The sequence below is a fragment of the Bacteroides sp. 14(A) genome, assembly GCF_000526555.1.
Classification (GTDB): Bacteria; Bacteroidota; Bacteroidia; order Bacteroidales; family Bacteroidaceae; genus Bacteroides; species Bacteroides cellulosilyticus.
The window spans coordinates 2218867-2236448 of sequence record NZ_JAGH01000002.1 but is presented as its reverse complement, the minus strand read 5'-3'; the positions used below and the strand labels follow the sequence as shown (position 1 = coordinate 2236448).

The following is a 17582-nucleotide window of genomic DNA, read 5'->3' as shown; positions in this document are numbered from 1 at the left end:
AGAGAATAGAAATTATGATTATCTTTGTAAAGCCTTCATCAAAACAATAAGATTATTGATAAAATAAAGGAGGTTGAATTATGAAACGCAATTTTAACAAAGTATTCTCTTCTTTAAAGAAGATAGCAAAAACTAATTTACCTGCCGGAGCACAAGTTCTGTTGTATGGTTCGAGAGCTCGCGGAGATGCTGATGAAACATCTGACTGGGATGTGCTTATCATATTAGATAAGGATCAACTGGAGAAATCAGACTATGACAACGTTTCATTCCCTTTCACCGCTTTAGGATGGGACCTGAACGAACGCATCAATCCTGTACTATATACTCTTAAGGAGTGGGCAGCCAGTAGCTTTACACCATTCTATAAAAACGTAAATGAGGAAGGAGTAGCACTATTATGAAACTATCGGATGAAGAAACAAGCGGAAGGTAATGTCACTCTCTGTTTTTGGGAAGTGGTAGCTAATCGTCTTTATTATGCTTGTTTTCATGCCGTTTCTGCACTTCTTATAGAGTATGGATATGCATTCAAAAGCCATGAAGGATTAGTCAATCTATTTGGGATGCATTTTGTTAGAACCAACTTAGTAGACATAGAACTGGGACGTTTACTATCCCAATTACAGTCTATGCGCGAAAAAGGTGATTATAATTGTATTTATAATGTTACTGAAGAGGATATATCTCCAATGATTGAACCTGCAAAAAAATTAATAGCAGTTGTTGATCAATTGATAACATCGCACACTAACGCCTAATTTTTAAGCGTTACCCCATATTATAAAATCATTTCAACATGTCAAACGAGCTTTCGTTCTTTGGCATGTTGGAATGATTTTTTTTGTGAAACTCCCTCCCGGCTTTTCTCCAAGAAACTCATTCCTCATGCCATAATTATTCGATTATTAACAACGGCAAGACTCCGGTTTTACCGATAGTATTCATTATAAATATTTATAAATTATGGCAAACGAAATCAAGTATCAAATCAACGGCCAACTGGCGGACAATACCGTAACCGTGGACAACAAAGAGGACATGATCCTCGTCCCCGTATCCATCGGCAGTGCGGACGAAAACCGCATCATCGCCGAACTGAAAGCGGAGGACTCCGGTCTGCGTGAAGAAACCATTCGCCACGTCTTCGACCTGCAAAAGCGGGTCATCAAACGCATGCTGATGACCGGCATGAGTGTGAACACGGGATTGTATTACGCCTCAGTCGCTTTCCGCGGCGTCATAGAAAACTCCACCTGGAATCCGGCAAAGAACTCCATCGTGGTGAACTTCAACGTAGGCGCCGACCTGCGGGAAGCCATCAAGGCAACCACAGTGGGCATCATCGGCGAGAAAGGCAGCGCCATGTACATCGGCGGCGTGCAGGATGCCTCCACCCGTGCACAGGATGCTTCAGCCACGGCAGGACGCGCCTTCACCCTCACAGGCGGCAAGCTGAAAGTGGTGGGAACCGACCCGTCAGTGGGTATCACCCTGAAAAGCAGTTCAGGAAAGGAAACCAAAGTAGCCGAAGACCTTTGGGTGACAAACGATCCCTCGAAACTGACGTTCATCATCCCTGCCGATCTGGCGGACGGGACGTATGAACTCAAAGTAACCACACAATTCGGCAGCAACAGCAAGACCATGCTGAAAGTGCCGCGCAGCGTGATGAAAACCATCTATATAGGCAAAGCACCCGATGGAGGAGGTCTCGGTCCTGATGGAGGTCTGGAAGAGGACCCGTTAGGATAGTCCGGCGGCAGCCGTACTGCTACGGCAGGCGTAGGTGGCCACCTACGGGTGGCATAGACGGCCGTCTACTACCGGCGTAGCTGACCGTCTACGCCACCCGTAGTAGTACGGTCCCGGAAATGCCTCACAATAAGATTATTAACTTTCAAAAAAAGTATAGACAAATGATGAAAACGAAAAACATGCTTTGGATGTCGGCTATGCTGGCCCTGCTTGCAGGATGCAGCCAGGGGGAGCTTGGCACCGACGACGCTCCGGTAAAAGGAGCGGGCAAAGAGATCCGTCTCGTATTTAGTGGCGGAGGAGAGTCGCAGGAATACACCCGCGCCATCGCTTCCGAAAGTGAGAACCAGATTGACAACCTGGACATCTATGTATTTGCAGCCACCGCCGACGGCGGAGACTACCAGTATCTGGAAACGTGGAAAGCCGCCGCACAGGACGACACCGCAGCGAAAACCTTCAAACTGAGCGGTGCCGGAACCGCCCGCAAGGCCTCCATCTTCCCGACGGAACTGAAGGGCATCCCCAACCTGAAACTGTATTGCGTAGCCAACAGCACCACACTCTACAAAGCCGACGGAGATCCGATAGACCCTCTGGTAGCGGTGAAAACCAACGCCGCCACCGGAGCCATAGAAACCGACGGCACGAAAGCCACGGACTTTGAGAAGTACTGTACCGCCAAACTGGAACCGACAGGCACCGCCCTGGGCACTCCATTAGTAATGACCGGAAGCGGCACAACGAAGATACTGGGCAATATCGCCACGGTGAACATCGAACTGAAACGCCGCGTGAGCCGCTTCGACATCGACAATGAATCCGCCAAGACGGGACTGATCATTGAAAGCGTCGCGCTGGGAAACGGACGCAACCAGGCTACCGTGATGCCGGGGACGCTGACCACACTGGATGATGCCGGTCGTACTGCCAGCCTCATTAAGTACCCCGTAGCCGAAGGCAGCTATCTGATGCTGCCCAAAGCCAATCAGGGAGTGACGGAGAGCGCCCTCTACACCTATCCTTTGAAAGACACGGACGAGGCGTTCCTCATCATCAAAGGCAAATACCAGAACCCGATGCAGAAAGACCCTGTGCCCGTGGAATACCATCTCGACATACAGCGTGCTCCCGATACTGGCGGAGCAGCCGCTTTCATAGACGTAGTGGCCAACACCCGTTACACCCTGCACATCAAGGAAGTGATGGAAGCCACCATCACCGCCTTCTTTGAAATTGTGGACTGGACCAGTGGCGGCGGAGTCATCGTCAAGCCCGACAATGCCGCGCCCGTAGTGACCGCCCTAAATGTGGAAGGAACTGATACAGACGTTGCCACCAAAGAAATCAGCGTGACGGCCGACGGTACGGAGAAAATCATCACGCTGACCGCTACGGCCAGCGGCAAGGTACAGCCGAAGTTCAGCACCACAACGGGATGGGACATTGACTGGCTGGAGCATGACGTTACTGCCTACAAGTCGGAAGTCGTGGACGGAGTAACCACTACTACCATGACCTTCAAATATACGCTGACTGCCGCCACTCCTTATGTTCCCGTCACACTGACCCTGGCCAATGAATCGGCTTCACAGGATGAATCGGTTTATACTACGCTGACCATTGTGCCGCCCGCCACGGCACCGGTACTGGATTTTGCCACACCGGATGCGGCTACGGGGAACTTCAACTTATACGATCAGGCGAATGGAAAACTCACGATGTATAAAACAAGCAAGAGCAGCATCACACTCGGGGCAAGCTGTCCGTTCGGAACGAAATTAGTATTGAATAATCAGCTTCCCTGGCTGGAAGTTTCGAAGAGCAAATCAGGCCCTGCGCCAAGCACGACGGGTACTCCCGCCACGGATGTTTCTGTTTCTACTCCGGTGGAAGAGTACTACACTCTTATGCTGAAAGACGTGACGGCAACCAGCGATGTAAACAGCAAGTTCGAGATTATCAATCTGGGAGATGCAACTCAGACACTGGAATTGACGGTGGAATTGCTTGATCCTGCCATTACAACGATTGAACTGACGGGGACAACAGGCGGAGCCGCTTACAATAACTATAAGATTACCGATGTGCCCCGCACTGACGGAAGCACCGTTGAGGTGAAAATTACTTCTCCGCAAGGCGTGACGGCAAGCACGCTGTCATCCTGGTTCACCATTGCCGAGACTGCCGCCTTTACAAGAACTGCTCCGACGGATGCTACCGGCAGCCAGACATTCACCCTGACCGTGAAGGATGCCGTTACCGACTTCACAGCCGCGCCGATTGTGCTGAAAAACAATATCTCGGGCATGGAAGACGTGACAGTGCTGGTGAGTGCGGCTGCTGTAGCTCCTTAAACCGTAATATAAATCCTGCGAGCAGCCTGTATGTTAATGAACTATCCCAATTCCCCTCCTCCTGGGGAGGAGGGGTGCCCAAAGGGCGGGGTGGTAGGTAAAGTAAGAAATACCGATGAATCATATAAATAAGGAATTCTTTTCTCTCCTACCACCTCCCCCCGTTGGGGTACTCCTCTTCCGCCGGAGGAGGAGAATTGAGATACTCGGTTAATTAAAACAGATACTCTTATTAATCAGGACGATATGAATAACTTGCGAAATATCAGTAAATAAGTAAGTAACTAATAACAATAATATTAAGATTATGATTAGAAATAGAAAACAGTTTTCCGCATGGGTGATAGGCCTGCTTGCCCTGTCCCTTGCGGGGTGCAGCGAAGCGGAAGTGCCGTCGGCGACTACTCCCGGTGATGATCCGCTGGTCAATGACCCGACGCGCCGCGAAATCATCCTCGCCTTTCAGAACAAGCTGAACATAAAGACGGCAGGCACCACCCGCGCCGATGCCCCCATCGCCACGACCGAAGAGAATGAAATCACTTCGCTGGATATTTATGTGTTCTCTTCGGACAAGGAGGAAGGGCCATATACTTATCAGGAACGGTTCTGTTATCGTTCGGACGGTTCTACGATACCTAACGCTACGAAAATTATATTGACCGTGGAGGGTGACAACGTAGCACTCGCCACCCTGCGCCCCAAGAAAGGCCTGTTCACCAAATTCTACTGCATTGCCAATCAGCCGAAATTGCTGAAAGCCGGAGCGGAATACACCAATTTCGTAGCGCTGGAACAGAGTTCACCGGGTGCGGACTATAACATTGTGACCAAAGCGGGTATTCCCACTGAAACGGATTTCCTCACCTTTACCACTCCGTTGCTGGACCCTGCCGAGGATACGGACATCTTGCTGACACCCCTGCCGATGGTAGGTTCCTACAGCCCCGCACTCGACCTGCGGGATATCAGTATGGGGTCCCGTACCCGCATCAATATGACACTGTCGCGTATCGTCTCCCGTTTCGATATCATCAATGACGAGAAATTGTCACATCTCACCATCACCGGTGTATCGATGGGGCACGGCCGCAAAGGCGTTACCTTCTTTCCGGTGGTTCCCGTGGAAGATGCCGATCCGGACAAGACGCTTATCACCTACCCCGACCGTGACTTTGACGGCGCCAATGCCAATAAGGGAACACAGACAGGGGCTTTCTACAGCTATCCCAGTCCGATTGCCGACAAGGGGTATCTGATTATCAAGGGAAAGTATGCGCTGAACCAGACGGATATACCGCAGGAGGTGAGTTACATGGTAGAGTTTGAGCAGTCGGTAGCGGGTACGGGCGGTTACATCGAGGTAAAGCCTAACCACCGCTACACGGTGCGTATCACCGACGCCGACCCGTTCAAGCTGGATGTGAACATCACCGTTTCGGACTGGACGGATGGCGGGGACTTTGAGTATCAGCCGGAAAATGAACTGGCTATCGGGACACTGACAGGAGCTGGAGCAACCACTATTGCGGGTAACAATACAGCCACCGTCTCCCCGGATGAGACTGAATATTTCAGTATTCCTTTCACCAGCAATTCGGAAGCGGAATGCAGCATTGTCTATACAAGTTCCGCGGGTGGCAGTGCCGAGTGGCTGAAGACGGAAATCACACCGGTAACCCGTGCCGGATCGGCATCGTATACTTGTAAAGTGTCAAAAGCCGATGGATATTCAGGGAATCTTTTCCCGAAAGCCATCATCTTATTGCGCAGCAAGGCAGGGCGCGAAGAAAGCCAGATTGCAGTGAAAGCAGCCGTAGGAGTGCCGGGAATTGCTGCGGCAGCAGATACGCCATCGCAGCCGGATGCGGCAAATACCTACACTGCCGGAAGTGAATCACCGGATGTAATCACAGGAACACTCAGCATGCAGAAACAGGCCAATGCCGGAACCACCTCGTCCATGAAACTTACTGTGACTGCCAAAGGCGGTAGCCGGATTGTAGGTTTACCTGCCTGGCTGAAAGCGGATAAGACGGAAGGACATAGCACCGAGGCTATAGACTATACCTTGACACTGGACCAAAATGCAAAGGATTTCCCCACAGGATCGTTCCCGGCAAATGCGGTGGCAACCTTTGAGATACAAAATCTGTCGGATGCGGCAAAGAAGGTGACGGTAACAGTTAATGTGACGGAAGCACCATAAATAGGAAATGAAGAAGAAATGATGAAAAAGGTCTTTGTGACATAATAAAAAAACTTCTGAAAATAAAGAATCGGGTAGGAAGGAAACGATGGGGTTTTCTTCCTACTTTGGTTTTATTGTTTATCTTTGCAGAAAATAGAATGACATGAAAGATTATCCTATCAGCACAATGAACAGCGAATAAATTCCATTCTATAACCTAATTGTCCTCTAAGTTGAAAGAGGCCTCACAGATTATTAATCAAAACCATCCCAAACAAGATACTCACCAATAGAATTTAGAAAACATGAGTAAAACTATATACACAATAGATTCGAGAGATAATACAATGCTTGAAGTTATGAAACAATACTTCAATATCTCTGACTTACAGATGGGCAAAGAGATTAACAACATGCACGACATTTTAGTAGAACTATTAGAGAAAAAAGGTATATCATATTCAGTACTAAAGTCAGTTTTAATTCCCCAAAAGAAACATCATGAGATTATTCTCGTTTTTGATACTCTACAAATAGAAGATTCTGAATACGGGGTAGCATGTTATAATGCCGTAATTAAGCTTTTAGACAAATCAGAATCTCATAGCTTCTTATGCGGTGATTATATTTCTAAAATCAACACATCATGGAAAAACGCAAACGATTTATTATATCAAAGTTTATCTGAACATATTAATTTATCCCAGATTGAGTATAAATCAAGTGAACAGCTATTCTTCATTTACATAAATAACGTCTCCAATAATTTCATTGGCAGACTAAAAATGGGTTTACAAAATTTTCAGGGGTTCGTAGGAATAGCTGATGTAACATTATCCTCTACTCTGAAAATTTACATATCTTCCATTCTCACAAATGGATTCATTCAATATCATGATATTATATTGCAACCTTCCTCCGATCAAGACAATTTTTTTAAAGTTAAAGACAATAATGAATTTGGTTATGACTTTGAGTCTAATGGATTTAAGATTCGCTGTATATACGCAGATTTATTTAAGACATTTTTAACCTACAAAATAGAACGAGTGTATTTTAATATCATAGATACTTCCGATCAAGCTATGGCCATCAATTCCATAACCCCTGTATTTCAACGTCTGAATACTTCAAAGATTATTATTACTTCGGAGAAATTAGAATATCTCAAGCAAAAAAAGAGTGACACCATGCAAAGAATAGGCTTTAGTAATATCACCCCTGAATATTTAGCAAAGAAAATAAAAGAGAATATAAACTCAAATTATCTTTTCTGTATGGAGTTCAACGATATATATCAAATTGCCAAATTCAATATAATGCTCGAAATTCATTCTTACAAAATACAATTGGGTTTAAAATATGATTATATAAATAACACATTATCACTAATTACAATGTATTAATAAGAGAAAAATTATAAAGCCTTAGCCTATTTCATCTTCCCCAAAATCTTAGGAAACTGCCAAAAGAACAACAGCGTACAGCAAATTGCAGCCGTAGCATCGGATATAGCCTCAGCCGCATATACTCCGGTCACTCCCATATAATGCGGCAGTATCAGTGCTAACGGAATCAACAGAATAGCCTTGCGGAGCAAAGCGATAAAAATGGATATCTTAGCCTGCCCCAATGCAACAAACATATTTTGACAGGCACGTTGCAAGCCGAAAATGGTCATACCACCCAGAAAGACAGGCATAGTCCAACGGACCGTTTCTATCAACTTTTCATCACTTGTAAAAGCAGATGCAACCGTTGACGGGAACAGGATCATAAGCAGCATCAGAATCAGATTAAAAGAGAACATGGTGATCAGTGCAATACGGAAACAGTCCTTCACACGCTGTTTATCACCATGCCCATAATTGTAACTTACAATCGGAATAAAGCCTTGCGCAAACCCCGTCAGCGGCACACTGGCAAATTGCATCGAAGTTTGTAATATCGTCAACGCACTGACGTAAATATCTCCAAAATCTTTCAAGCTACTATTCAGCACAAAGCCCACCAAACTCTCTGTACTAGCCATAATGAACGGAGATACTCCCAGTCCCAACATCGCAACAACAATTCCCCGATTCAACTTCATATAGCGCCTCTCCAAAGGCAGAGAAGCCTTCCGGGAAAACAGGAAAGACAGTACCCATGCGGCACTGCAAGCCTGAGAAATCACCGTAGCCAAAGCAGCACCTTTCACCCCCATATCAAACCAGAAGATAAAAATAGGATCAAGAATGATATTTAATAAAGCTCCGATTAAGACAGAGTACATGGCAATGGCAGGACGCCCCTGCGCATTGATAAAGGAATTCAGTCCGGTGGAAATCTCTACAAAAACAGTTCCCAGCAAATAAATGGAAAGGTAATCGACCGCATAGCCCAATGTATGTTCCGAAGCGCCTGTAAAGAGCAGGATAGGCTCCATGAAGGTATAGGCAATGAAGGAAGTAATTAAAGTAAATAGAATCAGCAAGGTGAAGCCATTCCCCAATATCTTTCCGGCACGCTGGCGGTCACCTTGCCCGAGGGCTATGGCAGCCAACGGTGCACCACCACCGCCCACTATTGCTGAAAAAGAAGAGATCAATACCACGAGAGAAATTGTCACCCCTACGCCTGCCAATGCATCCGTCCCGATGCCCGGTATGTGTCCGATATAGATACGGTCGACAATGCTATAAAGCAAATTGACGAATTGTGCTGCTACTGCCGGAAGCGCCATCTTGAAAACCAGTGGCAACATACGCTCGGTTCCCAGACGTTCTTCATTTTTATTGATCATCGTGATTCTTCTTTTCTAAAAACGAGTGCAAAGGTACAAGAATTTCCACTCGACCCCAAAGTAATGGGGGCGGCTTTTACAGGAAACAGAGATAAAACACTTCCACTAGCATTACAGAAGAAAAGTGTCCCGGCAAAACTGTATCAAGAGCTATGAACCCTAACTATAGTTTCCTCGATTGTGAAGGTATAGTGTAGAAAAATCAGAGTTAAATATCTGCAAGAGTTTATATTTTGCTTGCCCAATTGTATCTAATTGGGTACATTTGCACAATGAAAGCAACAGATAAAAAGGACAACGACATACGCGAATTGTATTTCTCAAATGAATTCACAGAGTTTTACACATGCTACAAGACTACAATAAACAAATTAAGATTGTAGAACGGATATTAAAAGACTTTGAGTTATGAGAAAATTAGATGAGAATAAATTAGCCAAGCTACATACAGCAGGTGAACTACTGGACAATAAATATGGAGAAGCAGGAACTGAATCTCGTACAGTTTTTCATGAGAAATCAATAGCATGGTATTATGGTGAGATTTTACGTGATCGTCGAAAGCAACTAAAGATAACTCAACAGGAGTTAGCAGAGAAGGTTGGTACGGCAAGAAGTTATATTGCCCGTGTAGAAAAGGGAGAAACAGATATTCAGATTTCAAGTTTCTTCCGTATAGCCCGTGCCTTAGGCATCGAGTTCACACCTACATTTTTATAATTCACTGAAAATGTAATATGAAAGTGTGTCACAAACCCAATAGGTAAATGACACACTCTTATAATAGAAATTAGCGATTTGCTTTACGCTTTTTCACCTCATCCACGAGTTTCGAAAAAGATTTATCCCTTTTACGCTTTTCATGTTCGGAAGTAGAGAAATGCTACGCTTCCCGTCGAAGTTTCAGATAACTTTCATAAACCTTACGGTCCAATACGCCACTACTTACCGCTTCTAAAACGGCACATCCTGGTTCGTTGATGTGCTTGCAATCCTTGAAATGACACGATGCAGCATAATCTGAAATCTCCAATACCTCTGCAAGAGAATCGGGATCGTCAATGGCCAAGCCAAATTCCCGGACGCCCGGAGTATCAATTAACACCCCTGAACCGTCCATCAATACCATCTCCCGACGAGTAGAAGTATGTCTTCCTTTTCCCGTGGACAGGCTGATATCAGACGTTAGTAATACCGATTTCTCGCAAAGCGCATTTACCAGAGAACTTTTCCCTACCCCCGAAGAGCCGACAAACACAACCGTTTCGCCTGCCGATATAGACTCCCGTAATTGGAGAATCGTCTGAGGTTGATGAATACTTGTAAAAAACACCGGTATCTGACGGGCAATGTGTCTGATCTGTTCTTCAACTTTCTGCTTGTCAAACCCTAAATCAGCCTTATTGAACACCAATACAGGATTAATATTCTCTTCCTGCATCTGAACCATAAAACGCTCGGCTCTACGAACATTGAAATTATCATCAAGACTTTGCACGATAAATGCCTTGTCAACATACGAGGCAATGGCCTGTTTATCGGCAACCGTTCCGTTTTTCTTGCGATATAAAGTCCGTTCACGAGGCAGCATATCCACTATAATCCCTTTATGTTCGTCGAATGGTTGAAAAAGTACCCAATCACCGGTACAAGGGAGTTCAAAGTCTGATTTTCCATACATCATATTCCCCGTCAGTTCGCACTGAAACAGGCCGTTTTCTGAAACGACCTCGTAGCATGTGCGGTGTACGATGGATATACGGCCATGTGTAAGGGTATTGTACGTTGACTCTTGCTTTAGTTGGCTTAACTTGTCATTCCAACCGTAATTATTCAAATGAATCATTATTCTATCTTTTTTGCTATGAAAAATGTATAACCGTAGAATGCTTTATACTTACTGTATAGTTCTTCTTCATCAAACTGAAGCGAACTGAATTCTTCGGCGATCTTATTTCCCGCATATTTATGAAGGAAGATTTTCTGAGCTTCAATCTTTGCAGCAAAGTAATGCTCTGTCCAGCAATTTTCCGGCAGAATAAATGTAGCGACGGGAAGATAACCTGCTTTGTGTATCTTGGCCACCTGATTGGGAATCGTATCTATTTCAGGATACGCATTCACCCAGAAGTCATTGATTTCTGCAGGACGTTCATCAGTAAACCACGAACTTTCAGAAACGGCAATGTATCCTCCCGGTTTCAAATATCTACGCCACTCATTCAGCCCCCGTTCAAAACCAATATTATAAATGGCTCCTTCCGACCAGATCAGGTCTAATTCCTCATTCTGAAAAGGAAGGTTATCCATAGAACCGACAATGCCTTTCACTCTGTCCTGCAAACCTGATTGCTTTGCATTGCGATTGAAGATATCAATAAAGTCGGGAAAAAGGTCAAGTCCGGTGATCTGCCCGGGAATGTGTCCGGCCAACACCATTGTCTGCCCCCCTGTTCCACAACCGATATCTGCTATAAGGGATTTGTCGGTGAGGTTATCTATAAAGCTCAGCGCTTTCAGTGTTACGTCAGGACTTCCGGGTCCTTGGCGTTCCATATTGGAGAAGAAGTCACAGATTAATTTAAGTTCGAAATCGTGAATTGTTTTATTTTCGTTACTCATTTTCTTAATGTATTTTGCATACACGGAAAGCATAACAATGCCTTCATCATTGTACGCAGATTAAACTTGAATTATAATAATATAAAACTACTCTCGAAAGGAGTTATCCGAGAGTAAACGAAGGGACAATCTGTATCAGAAACACAGATTGTTTATTAAACCAAATCCGATTTGAATGTCTTTGTCATGGCGCAAAGATAAATAATATTTTGAGAATACGAAAACTGAAGTCATCCAAGGCAGGAAAAAGCAAAAATTAAGAGGTTTGTAATGACAATATATAAAGGAAAGATTTACCTTTGCACCCCCAAAGAAAACCAGAACTAAGAAATTATTTAGTGTTTATGAATACAAAGGTCAAAGGATATATATTGGGAGCCGTTGCTGCCGCCACTTATGGTATGAATCCCCTCTTTACCCTTCCGCTATATAAGGAAGGTATGAATCCGGATTCTGTTCTTTTCTTCAGATATCTGTTTGCCATTCCCATCCTGGGGATTATGCTCAAAGCGAGAGGTAGAAGTTTCAGTCTAAAGCGGAAAGAAATATTGCCGTTAGTCATACTGGGATGGTTGGTCGCCATTTCTTCTCTTACCCTGTTTCAAAGCTATAACTATATGGAAGCCGGTATTGCCTCAACAATACTGTTTGTCTATCCTATTTTGGTGGCACTGATTATGGCTGTCGCTTTCAAGGAGAAAGTCACATTACAAACAGTCTTATGTATCTTTCTGGCTTTAAGTGGTATTGGGTTACTATATAAAGGAGGAGACGGTACAACGCTTAGTCTGGTTGGTGTTGGGTTAGTCATGGCATCGGCCCTCTCCTATGCTATTTATATCGTAGGGGTAAACCGACCTATATTAAAGAATGTGGCAACGCTTAAAGTTACTTTTTATGTATTGCTTTTCGGTCTGTCGCTCTTTTTAGTTCGTGTAGATTTCGGGCAGAGCCTGCATGTTGTCGATAAATGGTATTTATGGGGGAACCTGATTGCATTGGCAATCTTCCCTACAGCCATATCCTTCCTCTGTACAACGCAAGCAGTGCAATATATAGGCTCTACCCCTACAGCCATCCTCGGAGCTTTGGAACCTGTAACGGCTGTATTCTTCGGAGTAACGATCTTCGGGGAAAGTCTGACACTCAGATTGTGTTGCGGAATTGTATTGATTATCCTGGCTGTGACATTTATTATAGCCGGAAGCAATATTACGACACATTTGGTACGGTTCAGGAAGTTGTTCCCACGATTGCCGATAAAGAAAAAGGGGCATTAACCCAATATGCCCCTTTCTGGTATTTCTTACCATGCACTATTCTCTTCGATAATAATCCCTTCCTGTTTCCATTTCTTCAAGAATGCATCCAATACATTCAGAAAACGATTGTAATCCTTATTAGAAGATTGAGTCCAACCGGCTTCAGCATAGGCAGCCAAGCGCGGATAGATTTTCAAGTTCATACTGTTCACCGTCGGGATAAACTCTCCCCACATCTGACAGCCCAGCCCAAGTACCTTACCCTTTTGTTTCTCTGTCAGACCTTCCGGCACAGGATTAAAATTATAAGCTTTCTCCAGTGGAATAGCTTCATAAGTATAGTCCAGATAAGTATACGAATGATAGGAATTTACCACGTCATATCCTTTCTCTATAGCTTCCTTGATTAATTTAGGATCTCCTTTCCAGCAATGCACGATTGTTCCCGGAGCCAACTTTTGCTTTCCTTTCGTATCTGTTTCCGATTGAAACTCATGCAGTTTATCACCGGTTATTTCATTCCAACCCATCATCCGACGACCTTTAGAAGCCAATATATTAGACACATTGTTTGTGAAGAACACTTGTAATTCGGCAGGAGTCCTCAAATCATTCTTCCTCATATATTCCCGAACAAGTGCGGACTCTTTCCATTGATTGTATCTCACTTCATCACCTCCAACATGGAATATAGGAGCCGGAAACAAACTTATCACTTCATCCATTACATCGTTCAAGAAGTGTATCACACGTGGATCAGCCACATTAAAGATATCATATTGCACTCCGAACTTACCAGGAACTTTGATTTGTTTTCCACTTGTCCCCAGCCAAGGGTAAGCGGCAATGGCGGCACTGGCATGCCCGGGCATCTCTATTTCCGGGATAACAGTAATATTCCTTTTCGCTGCATAATCTACTACTTCTTTAATCTCTTCCTGGGTATAAAAACCTCCATGGCGTCTACCATCATATCGATTGCTGCCAAAATGGTCTATTTCTGAAGAGTCACGCCATGCACCAATCTCCGTTAGTTTGGGGTATTTCTTTATCTCTATGCGCCAGCCCTGGTCGTCTGTCAAGTGCCAGTGGAAGACATTCATCTTCAATGCCGCCATCTCATCCAGCAAATCAAAAACGACCTCCTTCCCTTTAAAATAGCGTCCTTCGTCCAACATGAAAGCACGCCATGAGAAAACGGGATAATCCGTAAGAGTTGATTTCTGTACAATCAGCCTGCCGTCTTTTACTTTGAGAACCTGTCGGAATGTCTGGATAGCATTTAATATACCCGCAGGAGAATTGGCTTTAAGTACTATATTCCCAGAAGTAGCATCTAAGATATAACCTTCCGCCTGTTCTGGTAATACTGCCGGATCTAACTGTAATATAATATCTCCCTTTTTCTTATTTTTCTTTAATGTGGCCTGGACAGAGAAATCAGAAGACAAGTAACATTGGAGCAGTAATGCTTCATTTGCCAGTTCACCCGGATAAACAAGTGTCGGTTGCGTTTTTAGTTTCACCATTCCCGGTATATATTTGATATCCACTGGGTGAGGAAGCAGAGTGTACTCTTCAATAAAAGAAGCTTGGCAGGACGCCAAAAACAAGAAACAACAAAAGAGAATTAGTATATTTGATTTCATTGATGTGTATACTTAAATTATGGTTATATAGTATCCTTGACTGTTTTTATCGTAAAGACCAATATTGAATTAACATGGGGGCGTTAATATCACCTGACAAATGGCAATAGTTCAATGGTCTGATCAAGCAGACCGTTAACATAAGTACACAAAATACCGTTCTTATATTCCAACTTTAAACGTAACTCGGAGTATTTCTGCGGAACATACCATTTACCATTCGTACCACGTGGCATGATTGCCCAAGTATCAGCTGTTCCCAGCATATTGGTACTGGTATATACTTTTCTTTGATAACGTACCTCTGGTTTCATAGTATTGGCATTCAGATAATACCCCAGTTTTCCAAGTTGCAACAGACAACCACGATATTTTACCGTATCAGGCTTCAAGGTTACGGAAATTACAAAGTCTTCCTTAAAATCAAATTTAAAATCCTTAGCTTGTTCAACTGTCATCTCAATATTCTCAGTTTCAGTCTTAACAGGGAAACCTCGAAAATCGGAATGAATCGCAGTACAATACCCCAACGGATGTGTGGTACTTACAATCCAGTCATAGTAATTGCCATGCATCCATGTCAGCCGTAACGGAGTATCTTCCGAATCAGGAATAATATAGGGACGCACATTATTGTACCGGGAATTACGGGTAACAGCCTCAACGGCAACCACATCTCCCCCATCATTCAGCATATATTTCTGTATCTCATATTTCCGTCCATATTTGCCTTCTACGGGAATAGAACAATAAATCACATTTGTCTGTGCAGGATCAATAGTCATTCCGCCACTGTAGCACTTCTCGATATAAGAACTTTGATGAAAATGTCCGCCGGCATGAGCCAGAAAGTTCTTTTTCCATTCTTTTCCTGTCCAGTGGGCATAATAATAATTGTGTGAGGTTTTGTCTTCACTGATACGAACCATGGCAATAACAGGATTCCCCGGTTTGTCGATGGCTATCTGCCATACCCAGTCACGCTCTTCAGGACTATCTACCACCGTATAAGGATACTGTTCTACATACTCACTTCTTTTATTTATCTGAAACGGGCCATCGGCTATGGTCGAAAGCACATTTCCCTTCACATCTTCCAGTTGCAAAGTGTGTATATCGATATAATTGAAATATAAGAAATTTGGACTCTCCTGATCAGGATGTCCTGTAGTATAAGTGAAAAGAATCTTATCTTTTCCATTCGACGTATATTTGGCATAGGGACGCGCTCCGGTAGACTGTACCAATTGGTAAGGTCCCCACTCCACGTTTATATTATCTTTTTTATCCGGTAGGGATAACTTGGCAATCGTAGGATGCCAGCCTATTCCACGCCAGCAAAGATAGATGTGATCCGGATCATCGGAAAGAATAAAGGGAGAAGGATAGGTGGTGTTATTCTCAGTGATAATTTTCTTCTCTTCTCCTAAAGTTGTAATGTCACCCGGTTCCCGCGAGATGCGATAGTAAAAACAACGTTCATCCGTATGGCGCGAATAGAATATCATGACACGCTCATCAGGCAGTATCAGGAAAGTCGGGTTATCATGATCATCCGGCTGGAAGCAGGAACGGATAAGGACTTCTTTCTGCTGCTTTTTATGAAAATCATATTGCATGGCTTTTATATTTCCATGAGTATCAATGTAGCCGATATAGGTTCGGTCTATACTGCCATCTTTACTTTTATAATGCAAGGCACGAGGATCGGCAAACCAACACCAGGCACCTTTATCCGTCACCTGATATCCTTCATTGACGATAGGCGCATCTTCGATGAAACGTACCATTTCACAAGCAGCCAATAAGAAAGCACCTACACCAAAATTGGCAGTAGAATTAGCATCCACCACTTGTCCGGGGATAGCTTTCTCACCAATAGGTTGTACATAGCCTACATGCCCATTCGGTTGCAAAGCCACTGTAGCAAGATATTCCCATGCTTTCAATACTACCGGTTCATAAGTTTCTCTATCCAATAAATCATTATTGACGCCCCACAGCAGACCATAGGTGAAGAAAGCAGTTCCACTGGTTTCCGGCCCGGGAGCATGTTGCGGATCGAGCATGCTTCGGGTCCAATAGCCTTCCGGTTGCTGACAGGCGACTACAGCTTTAGCCATTGTCCGAAAACGGTCGACATATTCTGACCGGTATTTATCATCTTGAGGCAAGTCCTTCAGCACTTTGGCCAATGCAGCCAGTACCCAGCCATCACCACGCGCCCAAAAGTCCTTTTTACCATTTACACTTTTATGTTTAGGATAGACATACTTCGCATCACGATAATACAGACCAGCCTCTGCGTCATACATAATGCTATTGGCATATTCCCAGTACTCATGCAGCTTCTCCAAATAAAGCGGATTTCCGGTCACCTTATACAGTTTAGTCATAACGGGCATCACCATATAGAGTCCATCAGCCCACCACCAATAATCGGAGCGATCGGTACTCATTTCATATTCCATAACCTCGCGGGCACGGGCTATTTTCCGTTCGTCAGGCTCCACAGTATAAAGGTCGATATATGTCTGAAAACATACCTGATAATCGCCAAACAGAACATATTCATTACTTTCACCATAGCCGGATTTCCATTTAGACTTATCTTTGCTTTTGGCTCCCATCCACTGATTATGCCCAGCCCATGCTTCAGAATAATTGTAGTAAGCGGTATCCCCTGTCAGGAAATAAGCTTCCATGTTTCCGGTATGATAGGCAGCATGATCCCAGAATGACCAACTATGTTTAGGATGCGTGGTTTGCCAGTATCTGTTCACTTTATGGATAATACCGGACACATCGGACACCTTCGGAAGTTCGGTTGCTGCACACGGAAAATATCCGGAACAAAAAATAAGAGTCAGAAAAGCAAAAAACAGTCCTTTCATTGTTATTCTATTCATACTTGATTCTATATTGATTGATACAAATGAAAACGGGGTGATCTCAAGA

Annotated in this window: 12 protein-coding genes and 2 pseudogenes; 8 read left to right on the top strand and 6 right to left on the bottom strand. The window is 44.1% G+C overall.

Annotation, left to right across the window (positions count from 1 at the left end; translation table 11 throughout):
- The first annotated feature begins 80 nt into the window (after positions 1-80).
- The 6 genes from K429_RS0115900 (at position 81) to K429_RS0115875 (ending at position 7712) form a co-directional block, all read left to right on the top strand.
- The gene (locus K429_RS0115900; RefSeq protein ID WP_026367564.1) at positions 81-404 is read left to right on the top strand and encodes a nucleotidyltransferase domain-containing protein; all 324 of its coding nucleotides are present in this window, start codon (positions 81-83) and stop codon (positions 402-404) included.
- 9 nt (positions 405-413) lie between these two features.
- Positions 414-761, top strand: a complete 348-nt coding sequence (locus K429_RS0115895; protein ID WP_026367563.1) for a HEPN domain-containing protein — start codon at positions 414-416, stop codon at positions 759-761.
- Between the two features lie 205 nt (positions 762-966).
- A complete protein-coding gene (locus tag K429_RS0115890; protein ID WP_007219798.1) occupies positions 967-1755 on the top strand; it encodes a DUF4469 domain-containing protein in 789 nt (262 codons plus the stop codon).
- Between the two features lie 164 nt (positions 1756-1919).
- Positions 1920-4115 (top strand): hypothetical protein, encoded by a 2196-nt coding sequence (locus K429_RS0115885; protein WP_026367561.1) that lies wholly within the window; start codon positions 1920-1922, stop codon positions 4113-4115.
- Between the two features lie 307 nt (positions 4116-4422).
- Positions 4423-6324 carry a fimbrial protein gene (locus tag K429_RS0115880; RefSeq protein ID WP_026367560.1) on the top strand — a complete coding sequence of 634 codons (1902 nt, stop codon included), beginning with the start codon at positions 4423-4425 and terminating at the stop codon, positions 6322-6324.
- Between the two features lie 341 nt (positions 6325-6665).
- Entirely contained in the window at positions 6666-7712 is a 1047-nt protein-coding gene (locus K429_RS0115875) for a hypothetical protein (protein ID WP_231501871.1), read from the top strand.
- Positions 7713-7738: 26 nt separating this feature from the next.
- On the opposite strand, the gene K429_RS0115870 is transcribed toward K429_RS0115875, so the two are convergent.
- On the bottom strand, positions 7739-9091 hold the full coding sequence (locus K429_RS0115870) for an MATE family efflux transporter (RefSeq protein WP_026367558.1): 1353 nt from the start codon (positions 9089-9091) through the stop codon (positions 7739-7741).
- Positions 9092-9499: 408 nt separating this feature from the next.
- Here K429_RS0115870 and K429_RS0115865 point away from each other — a divergent pair, with 408 nt between their 5' ends.
- Positions 9500-9811 carry a helix-turn-helix domain-containing protein gene (locus tag K429_RS0115865; protein WP_007209550.1) on the top strand — a complete coding sequence of 104 codons (312 nt, stop codon included), beginning with the start codon at positions 9500-9502 and terminating at the stop codon, positions 9809-9811.
- A gap of 70 nt (positions 9812-9881) precedes the next feature.
- Here the strand turns inward: K429_RS0115865 and rsgA are convergent.
- Both rsgA and K429_RS0115855 read right to left on the bottom strand, forming a co-directional pair.
- A pseudogene (gene rsgA / locus K429_RS28835) lies at positions 9882-10937 on the bottom strand (ribosome small subunit-dependent GTPase A).
- Positions 10937-11746 carry a class I SAM-dependent methyltransferase gene (locus tag K429_RS0115855; RefSeq protein ID WP_026367557.1) on the bottom strand — a complete coding sequence of 270 codons (810 nt, stop codon included), beginning with the start codon at positions 11744-11746 and terminating at the stop codon, positions 10937-10939. The pseudogene rsgA and the gene K429_RS0115855 overlap by 1 nt, the downstream one beginning before the upstream one ends.
- Positions 11747-12057: 311 nt before the next feature.
- Between K429_RS0115855 and K429_RS0115850 the strand changes: the two genes are divergently transcribed.
- On the top strand, positions 12058-12993 hold the full coding sequence (locus K429_RS0115850) for a DMT family transporter (protein ID WP_026367556.1): 936 nt from the start codon (positions 12058-12060) through the stop codon (positions 12991-12993).
- Positions 12994-13019: 26 nt separating this feature from the next.
- On the opposite strand, the gene K429_RS0115845 is transcribed toward K429_RS0115850, so the two are convergent.
- The 3 genes and pseudogenes from K429_RS0115845 to K429_RS31290 form a co-directional block, all read right to left on the bottom strand.
- Positions 13020-14624: a beta-N-acetylhexosaminidase gene (locus K429_RS0115845; RefSeq protein WP_026367555.1), complete on the bottom strand. Its 1605-nt coding sequence runs from the start codon at positions 14622-14624 to the stop codon at positions 13020-13022.
- An 89-nt stretch (positions 14625-14713) separates the two neighbouring features.
- Positions 14714-16414: a BNR repeat-containing protein gene (locus K429_RS31295; RefSeq protein WP_044096875.1), complete on the bottom strand. Its 1701-nt coding sequence runs from the start codon at positions 16412-16414 to the stop codon at positions 14714-14716.
- Positions 16400-17518: pseudogene (locus tag K429_RS31290) on the bottom strand (glycoside hydrolase family 88 protein); the annotation flags it as partial. The gene K429_RS31295 and the pseudogene K429_RS31290, both read right to left, overlap by 15 nt.
- Positions 17519-17582: the final 64 nt, after the last annotated feature.